The sequence below is a fragment of the Catenibacterium sp. RTP21428st1_D7_RTP21428_210409 genome, from assembly GCF_040227455.1.
Taxonomy (GTDB): domain Bacteria; phylum Bacillota_I; class Bacilli_A; order Erysipelotrichales; family Coprobacillaceae; genus Catenibacterium; species Catenibacterium mitsuoka_A.
The window spans coordinates 1-9,361 of sequence record NZ_JBEHVX010000090.1 but is presented as its reverse complement, the minus strand read 5'-3'; the positions used below and the strand labels follow the sequence as shown (position 1 = coordinate 9,361).

The 9,361-nt window shown below is 33.2% G+C and carries 10 protein-coding genes and 1 pseudogene; 3 read left to right on the top strand and 8 right to left on the bottom strand.

The annotated features are described in order from the left end of the window. Positions 1-98: 98 nt before the first annotated feature. Genes ABUA27_RS10855 through ABUA27_RS10845 form a run of 3 tightly spaced genes read right to left on the bottom strand, consistent with a single transcriptional unit; the run spans position 99 to position 4,718 of the window. Positions 99-362 carry a DUF1292 domain-containing protein gene (locus ABUA27_RS10855; RefSeq protein ID WP_161220342.1) on the bottom strand — a complete coding sequence of 88 codons (264 nt, stop codon included), beginning with the start codon at positions 360-362 and terminating at the stop codon, positions 99-101. A gap of 56 nt (positions 363-418) precedes the next feature. Beyond that, on the bottom strand, positions 419-3,574 hold the full coding sequence (locus ABUA27_RS10850; RefSeq protein ID WP_349820702.1) for an AAA family ATPase: 3,156 nt from the start codon (positions 3,572-3,574) through the stop codon (positions 419-421). Position 3,575: 1 nt separating this feature from the next. Further along, a complete protein-coding gene (locus tag ABUA27_RS10845; protein ID WP_129982052.1) occupies positions 3,576-4,718 on the bottom strand; it encodes an exonuclease SbcCD subunit D in 1,143 nt (380 codons plus the stop codon). A 204-nt stretch (positions 4,719-4,922) separates the two neighbouring features. Here ABUA27_RS10845 and ABUA27_RS10840 point away from each other — a divergent pair, with 204 nt between their 5' ends. Together ABUA27_RS10840 and ABUA27_RS10835 are read left to right on the top strand one after the other, a co-directional pair. After that, a complete protein-coding gene (locus ABUA27_RS10840; protein ID WP_287846680.1) occupies positions 4,923-5,633 on the top strand; it encodes a hypothetical protein in 711 nt (236 codons plus the stop codon). A gap of 251 nt (positions 5,634-5,884) precedes the next feature. Then, a complete protein-coding gene (locus tag ABUA27_RS10835) occupies positions 5,885-6,253 on the top strand; it encodes a hypothetical protein (protein WP_129982054.1) in 369 nt (122 codons plus the stop codon). A 239-nt stretch (positions 6,254-6,492) separates the two neighbouring features. Here the strand turns inward: ABUA27_RS10835 and tnpA are convergent. After that, a pseudogene (gene tnpA, locus ABUA27_RS10830) lies at positions 6,493-6,887 on the bottom strand (IS200/IS605 family transposase). A 78-nt stretch (positions 6,888-6,965) separates the two neighbouring features. Here tnpA and ABUA27_RS10825 point away from each other — a divergent pair. Next, positions 6,966-8,105 carry an RNA-guided endonuclease TnpB family protein gene (locus ABUA27_RS10825; protein ID WP_349820701.1) on the top strand — a complete coding sequence of 380 codons (1,140 nt, stop codon included), beginning with the start codon at positions 6,966-6,968 and terminating at the stop codon, positions 8,103-8,105. Positions 8,106-8,233: 128 nt separating this feature from the next. On the opposite strand, the gene ABUA27_RS10820 is transcribed toward ABUA27_RS10825, so the two are convergent. The 4 genes from ABUA27_RS10820 to ABUA27_RS10805 form a co-directional block, all read right to left on the bottom strand. After that, positions 8,234-8,362, bottom strand: a complete 129-nt coding sequence (locus ABUA27_RS10820; RefSeq protein WP_255452577.1) for a hypothetical protein — start codon at positions 8,360-8,362, stop codon at positions 8,234-8,236. A gap of 76 nt (positions 8,363-8,438) precedes the next feature. Further along, complete coding sequence (locus tag ABUA27_RS10815; protein WP_161220365.1) at positions 8,439-8,594, bottom strand: hypothetical protein; 156 nt, start codon at positions 8,592-8,594, stop codon at positions 8,439-8,441. 55 nt (positions 8,595-8,649) lie between these two features. Next, entirely contained in the window at positions 8,650-8,808 is a 159-nt protein-coding gene (locus ABUA27_RS10810; protein ID WP_161220366.1) for a hypothetical protein, read from the bottom strand. After that, on the bottom strand, positions 8,808-9,361 hold a 554-nt coding region (locus ABUA27_RS10805; protein WP_349820700.1), incomplete at its 5' end, for a GNAT family N-acetyltransferase. The genes ABUA27_RS10810 and ABUA27_RS10805, both read right to left, overlap by 1 nt.

Sequence of the window (9,361 nt, the reverse complement as noted above, 5' to 3'; positions counted from 1 at the left end):
GTGGTTCACTACACTTGGCGGTAAATACCTGTGGTCAGACTATCTCCGACTGAATTAGTGCCATGCCCGGCACACGCGAAAAAGAATAGGCTATTTACCTATTCTTCTACAAAATTGAATTTGTCTTTGTTTCTTTCTTTGAATACTTCAAAGAGAATATTTGTTTGATCAGGTGTAACCCCTAATAAGCCATCTAAACCCTCTTCTTTAGTAGGTACGACTTCATAGATAGAAACCTGTGTTGTAGATTCATTATGTGGCATAAGAACAACATATGTGCGCTTATCATAAGTGAATTGATCTAATAGCTTGAATTCAACATCAGTCCCTGATGTATCTTTTAATGTAATAATGTTTTTCATTGTGTTTACCTCGCACATTTATTATGCCATAAGTATGCGTCTTACGACAATCATTTTTAACTGATCTGCCACTTCACATGAGAACCATGATCATCCTTAGATACAACTAATTGGTCTTCTATTTCCTGTTTTAATTCTGATACATGGGAGATAATACCAATAAGTTTAGACCCTTCTGACATATCCATAAGTACTTTAACGGCTTCATCTCTTGAATGATCATCTAAAGAACCAAATCCTTCATCAATAAACATAATATCTAGATCAATACCTGATGCACTTTCTTTTATCTCATCTGCCATACCTAGGGCTAAAGAAAGTGCAGCCATGAATGATTCTCCACCTGATAATGTATTGATTTCTCTTTCAGAATCAGTCACAAAAGAATAAACCATTAAGTCTAAGCCTTTATTCTTACCTTCTCCTGCTTGTTCAATATTCTTAAGATGTAGTTCATACTGACCAGCAGACATATCATAGAAACGACTATTGGCTTCTATTAAGATACGTTCCAGGTATGTTCTTTGTACATATGTTTCTAAGTCCATTCTAGAACCTGATACATTACCAGATAATTGGTTGTATAAATTAGTTAACTGGTGGTTCTTATGAATCATTTCTTTTGTATGAGAAACAATCTTATCTAAGCTCTTTAATGATTCAGTGATGTTTAAATAAGTATGTTCTTCTTCTTTTACAGCTTCTAATTGATTTTGATATGTCTCTACTATATCTTGATAATCTTTTTCTAGTTCATCTAGTTCAGGAAGTGATTGACCATTGATACGTTTCTCCATTGTTTCAATTTTAGAAGAGACACTGGCATAATTCTTAGAATAATCCATATAAGCTTGATTGAAACGCTTTATATCTTCTTTTTGATACTTAGAAGTAAGCTCCTGCCAAGAATCACATTTGTATTCTTCTACTAAGTTTGTATAAGTCTTATAAGACTCATCCCTGTTTCTTTCTAGTTGAGGAAGAGATTCTTTATAGGATGTAATAAGTGTTTGACACTTGTTATAAATATCTGTAGATATATTTAATTTCTGTTTGAAGTCCTTATAAGCTGCCTCTTCTTCCTGTTTATTCTTATTAAGTAGACTGATCGCATTTTGTGCTTCTTCTAATGAAGCATAGCTTAACTGGCTCTTTAATTGTGTCAATGTAGAATTTAAAGAAGCAAGTTTGACTTCATATTGATGAATAGTATCAGTCAGTGATTTTACATTCTCTTCGCATTGACTTAACTGTGTTTCAATTGTTTCTAGTTCTTTTGTAAGTACTTGATAACGACTCTTTCTCACATTGAGTTCTTCTACAAGACGACTGAGAGTTTGTTTCTCATTAAGAAGTGTTTCTTTAACAGAATTAAGTGTAGATTCACTAGAGAGTGTTTCACTTAGAGTCTTTAAATCATTCTTGTATTTCTCTTTTAATTCATTTAAAGAATCATTTAAAGATGAGGCTTTTGCGCTTTCTGTTTCCAGTAAAACAAATGCCTTATCTTTTTCTTTTCTCATTTTTTCTAGTTCTTCTTTAGTGGCCACTTCTCCATCTTTAAAAGATGCAGGAAGTGGATGGTGGATAGAACCACATACAGGACATGGAGTACCTTCTTCAAGTGTTCTTGCAAGTAAACCTGCCTGAGCATCTAGGAAGAGTTTATTAGCTTCATCATAGAGTCTATTCTTCTGATTATAAAGAGTACTTAATCTTGTATATTCATTTTGTGTTGAGACGAGTTCTTTTTCTTTTTTAGAAATAGATTGAAAGTCTTTAACGAGGTTGTTGTAAGAATCAAGCTTAGTCTTGAATTCCTTATGTTTTGATTCTAGAATAACCTGTTCTTTTTCTACATCCTTGAGTGTTTCTAGTTCTGCTTTACCTTTTTCCTGTTTTAATAATAAAGATTCTTTGTTTTTATTGAGTAAAGTAAGCTGTTTAATAGAATTATCAATAGATTTATTAATATTAGATATACTATTTTCTATTTTGCATAATTGTTTTCTATTTTCTAAATCTTTTGTCGCTTTATCATATTCCTGTGTATATAAACGGACAGATTGTTCGTATTTTATATCTACAGTTTTCTCTTCTTCTTTTAAGTTTTCATATTGAATGCGTAGTTCTGGCTCTCTTTTGCGTTCATTTTCTAGCTTATTTTGCGTATCTGTATATTGTTTTTGATCTTTTGTATAAGAGTTATATGCCTGCAAGATATTATAAGCATATTCAATTTTACTAGAGAGCTTATAGTTATTTTCTATCTCTTCTTTTTGATTATTTAAGTTAACGAGCTGTTGCTTTGCCTCTTTTAGAACTTGATAATCATTAAGAAGTTGTTTCGCTTGATCTAGATTTGTTTTCTTTTCCTCTTTTAATACATTAGTCTTACTTAATGCATCTTTCTCCTTATTAAGAGTCTCTTCTAATACCTGACAATAAGATTCTAACTCATCTACTAATTCATTAAGATAAGAGATTTCCCCTCTTTGAATTGCTTCAATAAGGAAGACAAGGTTTTCATGTTCTTCACCTACATGAATATGCCCTACTTCACTCATACATCTTGTTTTGATATCACTAATACTCTTTTCTGTTTCTTTTCTTCTATTATTGAGTTCTTCTACAATATCATTATAGATTTCTGTATGGAAAAGCTTTCTAAAGATTTCTTTCTTCTCATTAGATGATTTACGCAATACATCCATGAATTCACCTTGTGCAATCATTGCGACCTGCATGAACTGTTCTTTAGTGAGATGAATGATATCAATGATCTTCTTATTGGCTTCTTTTTGAGGATACTCAGACCCATCTGGCATCATTAATGCGATACTACCCGATTCTGCTTTTTCTTTTCTTAAACCTTTTTTAGCGCCTGCTTTATAGTAAGTATAATGCTGGGGTATACGATGAATGGTATAGATTTTTTCATCATCACCATATCCTTGTGAGAAGGTCAATTCTACATAAGGCTTAACGTCTAGTGAGGCAAATTGGCTTTGTAAGAGTGTGCCTGTTTTCTTATTTAGAGTAGAACTACTTTCTCCATATAATGCGAATACAATCGCATCAAAGATAGTTGTTTTACCTGCTCCTGTATCTCCAGTAATTAAAAACAAATTCTGATTTGGTTCTCTAAAGTCAATGACTGTTTTAGATGCATAAGAACCAAAGGCTTCCATTACGAGTTTAATAGGTTTCATATTATACCCCTTTCACATGGTTGATGATATCCTGTAATAAGTCTTTTTCTTCTTCATCAACACCATTTAAGAAATCAGTACATAAAGAGAATGGATCCATTTTAACATCCTTCTTTACAACTGCCTGATAGTTATTCTTTCTTATGTTTTCTCTTCTTATTTCAAGTAATCTAGGGAATGCATTTTTTAGCTTTTCTTGCATTTCAAAGATATTGAGATCCTGTTTATCAGTGAGTACAACTCTCACAAAATCATCACAGGATTGACTTAATACATCTTTAAGTTCTCCTTCTATGATTCTTAGATCATGAAGTGGTTTTAAAGGAAGTACCTGTGTTTCTACAACACCCTTCTCTTTCATTTCTATTTCTATAATTCCTTTGTCCTGACCTGCTTCACTCATAGAATAAGGTAAAGGTGTACCACAATAGCGATAGACATCACTTCCTACTTTCATAGGCTTATGGATATGTCCTAGAGCAGCATAATCAAATGGGAGTAATACTTCTCCACTGACTTCATCTATGTTACCAGCCGTACGTATTTCAGAGTCAGTTCGTTCTATGTCTTCTGCTTTCTTGTTAACTGGTAGATAGAACTGGTGAGAAATCAATACGTTTCTATCCTTTGTATTCATTTCTTCTCTTTCTATCAGTTTCTTAATTGTTTCACTATAAGAGTAGTTTCTTCCATCGTTAGTTCCAATAATGTTTTTAACCATGGAAGGTTTCACAAAAGGAAGAAGGTAAAAATGAACAGGTCCATAAGTGTCATTTAAAGTAATTCTTTCAATATGATCTTCTTCTTTTTCAGGAGGGTTACCTACCATATAGAGGTTCTGTTTAAGTAGTACCTGTCTAAAACAATCTATTCTAGGGGCACTATCATGATTACCAGAAATCATCATAATAGTAGATTGGGGTACTGCTTCCTTTAAAGATGTCACAAAAGAGTCAAATAGACTCACTGCTTCAGCACTAGGAACAGCTTTATCATATATATCACCTGCAATCATAATAGCGTCAGGTTGTTTTTCTTTTGCGTATTGTACAATTCTATTAAGTATATATTGTTGGTCTTCTGTTAAGTCTCTGTTCATTAGCTTTAAGCCAATATGGAGATCAGATAAATGAAATAGTTTCATTATTATTTGTCCTTTCTATGTCAAGATAAGTTTATTATACACCATCTCTATATTCTATGTCTGAAATTCATGCTTGATAATACCTTAAAATAGGAGTCATAGAAAAAAATATAAAATTGTTTGGTGTATACAAAAAAATAAGACAATATACAACAATCAGTATTATAATAGTACTAGAAAACAAATTGATTGGAGTTGTATCGTATGTCTTATTTTGATCAAAGAGAAGATTCTATATTGTTGATGGATGAATCTCTTCTTAATTTATATGATGAACAGTTTGAATACAGTTCATTCAAATCTTTAATTTCGAAAAAATATAATCAATCTAATATATTTATGAATCATCTTTTTGATTCCATTGAACAGGATGATGATGTGAATTTGGTCGTTGATCTGTCAGATGAGTTGAAAGAAAAATATAAAAAGGGATTACTTAGATTCGATAAAGATAAGAATAGCAACATGTATGCGCAGTTACGAGATGAGAAGAATCATTACGGGAAGAAGTTAAACATCAAAGAACAAGTGAATGAAAAGGATTTGATTATTGCATCACAGTTAAATGTCATCAAAGATGTATTAGATGATATTGTAGATACATTAGAAAATATTGAAGAGAACATCAGTCATATATTGATGGAGTTTCATAATGATAGAGTAGGATTATATTATAGTGGGTTATCTCTCTATCTAGAAGCATTACAAGTAAGTGACGCATCTTTAAGAAATGAACTCATATCTCAATCATTGAAATCTCTCAATGATTCACAGGCCCAGATTATTCAGGAACTCAAATCTGATATAGCTTTCCTAAGATCACCTCAGTTCAATAAGATAAAAAGAAAGAAAGAAACACGATTGTCTTGTAGAGAAAATGCAGAACATTCATGTTTGTTTTCAGACGATCAATAGAATCATCACCTTAAAAGCAATGATTTATTTTGATAGTAATCAATTCAATTCTATGCTGATGGTTTGTAATGAATACCAGAGGTTCATAAAAGCTATCATAAAACCAAACGTGGGATTTTTGATTGAGTGTGATCCAAGAGATGACAAACTCATAAATAGTACTTGGAGTAAAAGAGCGAATGCATTACTTGACTACAAAGAAATTCAAAACAGATTAAGAGCTATACAATACAAAACGGAGGGTAATTAGTATGGATTCAAGAAAGAAGGCTTGTCCTAATGAATGTTGTAAGACACACAGAAAAAAGAAATATAGTGCAAAAATTAACTATTGTCCTGAGTGTGGTGAGAAATTAATCTATGTTTGTAAGGCACATGGTTGTTTTAAACCATTGGATGAAGCAGAACCTGAACATAGTTATTGTCGTGAATGCCGTACAAAACGAGAGGACAGAAAAGAAACAGTAAAAGCAGTTGCAAAAAAGGGAGCTGAGATTGCAGGTGTTGTAGCAGTACCAGCAATAAAAGTATTACAAAAAGAGGCACCAAAAATAGCTGAACAGGTAGCAGAAAAGGCTATCAATGTAGCAGCTGACGCGATAAAAAAGAAGAAGTTATAGCATAAATGAGAGGATATTCACTGTAGTGGGTATCCTCTTTATGTTAGCTATAGAATAGATTTTTGCATATACATACAGCTTTCTAGTTAGAAAAAGAAACAGCAGCCCGCTGTTTCTCTCTCGTTAGATTCCAAACTCTCTTGCAAGTTCTTCATCTACTTCATAAATAAATCCTTTCGTTTGTCATAGGCGGAAACCCACTGCCTTTAGGCGATGGGAGGAGCCTCGTAAATCATTATCTATTCTCCCTGACTTTCAATATATTTTTGTATAGTTTCTGATGACACTTCCCCAATGCTACAAGCAAAATAACCATATGACCAAAATGTTTTTTCCTTCCAATACTGTTTTGATAAGACCGAACTATACTTTTGCCATAAGTGGTATGTTTTTTCCTGCTTTACAATTCAAACTTTATCTGCTGTATCGTAACTTAATAAGAAATGCATATGGTCTTTGTCAGTTTCTATTACAATAATTTCGTAGCCACGAGTATTAGCTATATCGAGAATCTCTTGTTTAACATCATCGGTAATAGAGCCTTTTAGTAGTTGTTTGTGGTATTTGGTTACTAGGACTATATGTACTTTCAGACTGTATTTCCGTCTGTTATGAGATTGTATCTACTATTCACAGTTCACCTCAAAATATAGATATTTCGCTATAAATTAGATATAATATATAGTGAAGTATCTATGAAAGGAGTACATCTATGGAACAGATGACTATTACAGCTAAAATTCAAATAATCGTAGCTGAAACAGATAAGTTTTTGCTTGATGAGACTATGTCTGTTTATCGTAATGCCTGTAATTATGTTTCAGACTATGTATTCCGCACTCATGACTTAAAGCAGTTTTCACTTAACAAGGCTTTGTATTCTACTTTGCGAGAAAAGTTTAACCTTAAATCGCAGATGGCTCAGTCTGTTTTGAAGACTGTTATTGCCAGATATAAGACCATTCTTGAAAATCAGAATGAGTGGATTAAAGCATCGTTCAAAAAACCTCAATATGATTTGGTATGGAACAGAGATTATTCCTTAACACAAAACCGTTTTTCAATCAATACGCTTAATGGTCGTGTGAAGTTATCTTATTTTTCAGATGGAATGTCTAAGTATTTCGATCATACGATTTATAAGTTTGGTACTGCCAAACTTGTAAATAAACATGGTAAATACTATCTGCATATACCAGTTACCTATGAGGTTGAAGAAAGTAATATTTCTGACATCTGTAATGTTGTAGGTATTGACAGAGGTATTAACTTTGTTGTTGCAACTTATGACAGCAAACATAAGTCTGGATTTGTTAGTGGTAAAGCTATTAAACAGAAACGTGCTAACTATTCCAAACTTCGTAAAGAACTCCAAATGCGACATACGCCATCCTCAAGACGAAGACTAAAAGCTATCGGTCAGCGAGAAAACCGTTGGATGCAGGATATTAACCATCAGGTATCGAAGGCACTCGTTGAAAGCAACCCAAAGCACACTCTCTTTGTATTGGAAGATTTGTCAGGTATTCGTAATGCTACGGAACGTGTTAAAACAAAATATCGTTATGTTTCTGTATCATGGTCTTTCTATGACCTTGAGCAGAAACTAATCTACAAAGCAAAACAGAATCAGTCTTCTGTTATTAAGGTAGACCCTCGCTATACAAGCCAGTGCTGCCCTTGCTGTGGACACGTTGAAAAGTCTAACCGCAATAAGAAAATACATCTGTTTACCTGCAAAAAATGTGGTTATAAATCTAATGATGACCGCATTGGAGCTATGAACCTGTATCGTATGGGAATAGACTATCTTGCAGATAGCCAAGTACCTAATACAGTTGTAGCAGAGTAAACTCTGCTGCAAAGGGTGCTGTCAACCACCCTATGATGTAACGCCACTTTAGATAGCAATATCTATTGGGGTTAAAGGTCGGAGGTGTAAACCGTTAATACGACTGGGCAGTTACAAGCCCATGACCTTTAGGTCGTGGGTAGTTGACCTGCAGTAAATGTTTTACCTTCTTTGATAGATTCAATACCTTTTCTTAATTCTTTGTCTAGTTCTTCTTGTGTCATACCACCAATTGCGGTTGGTTCTGTATATGTCATATCTATCACCTCTTTAGTCTAAAGTAAGTATTATTAACATGTATTACAAGACAAAAAAGATGAAAGAATATACTTTCTATACTGTAAACAATAATACTACAAAACCCATAAGTACAAACAATACAGGTAGGATAATCGCAATAAATTTGTTAGATGCTTTCTTATACCAATAAGGGATGAGTGATAAGCCAAATAGAATTATACTGGCTGCAAATAGATAATCACCTTCCATGATACCTACACAGCCAAATAGAGCTATACCTACACCAATAAGAGTACGAATAATATCAGATATAAGAAATACAGAACCTATTGCTTTTTTCTGTATTCTTTTTTCTTTTCATCTTCTTTTCATATCTTGTGTATTCGTTATCTAAAGTACTATCACATACAGGACATTTCTTCATTCCCGGTTCTACTCTACATCCACATTTAGGACAGATCATTATTTCACCTTCTCATAAGCTATTCTAGGTGTGCCATCTTCTACATAGATAATTCCTGTTTCTTGAAAACCGTTTTTTAATATGACCTTCTGCATAATCTTATTATCTTTATGTGTATCAGCTCTTAGATGTGCACATTTTTCACTACAGAAGTCCACTGCTTTCTTAAATACTTGATGCATAGTGCCATCACTCGCAATACGATGAATCGTACCATAAGTACTGTGATCAAGCCATGCACCTTCTATTTCCTTATATGTAGGATCTTCTCCTATAATAAACGCAAATACACTATGTATAATAGAGTTTTCTTCCATTACAAAGAGTTGCTGTTTATGAATGTCTTCTTCTAATGTTTTTAAATCCGGATAACGGCTGTTCCACTGATGTGGGTTCCCTGTTTGTCTCATAAATGCTTTCGCAATATCATATATTTCTAATATTCTTTCTATATCTTCTATTCTTGCTTCTCTAATAATCATGATTTCCTCCATTTCCCCGCGCCTTCGTTGCGCGGACACAAATATATAACCAAACTCAAATCCACCAAAAC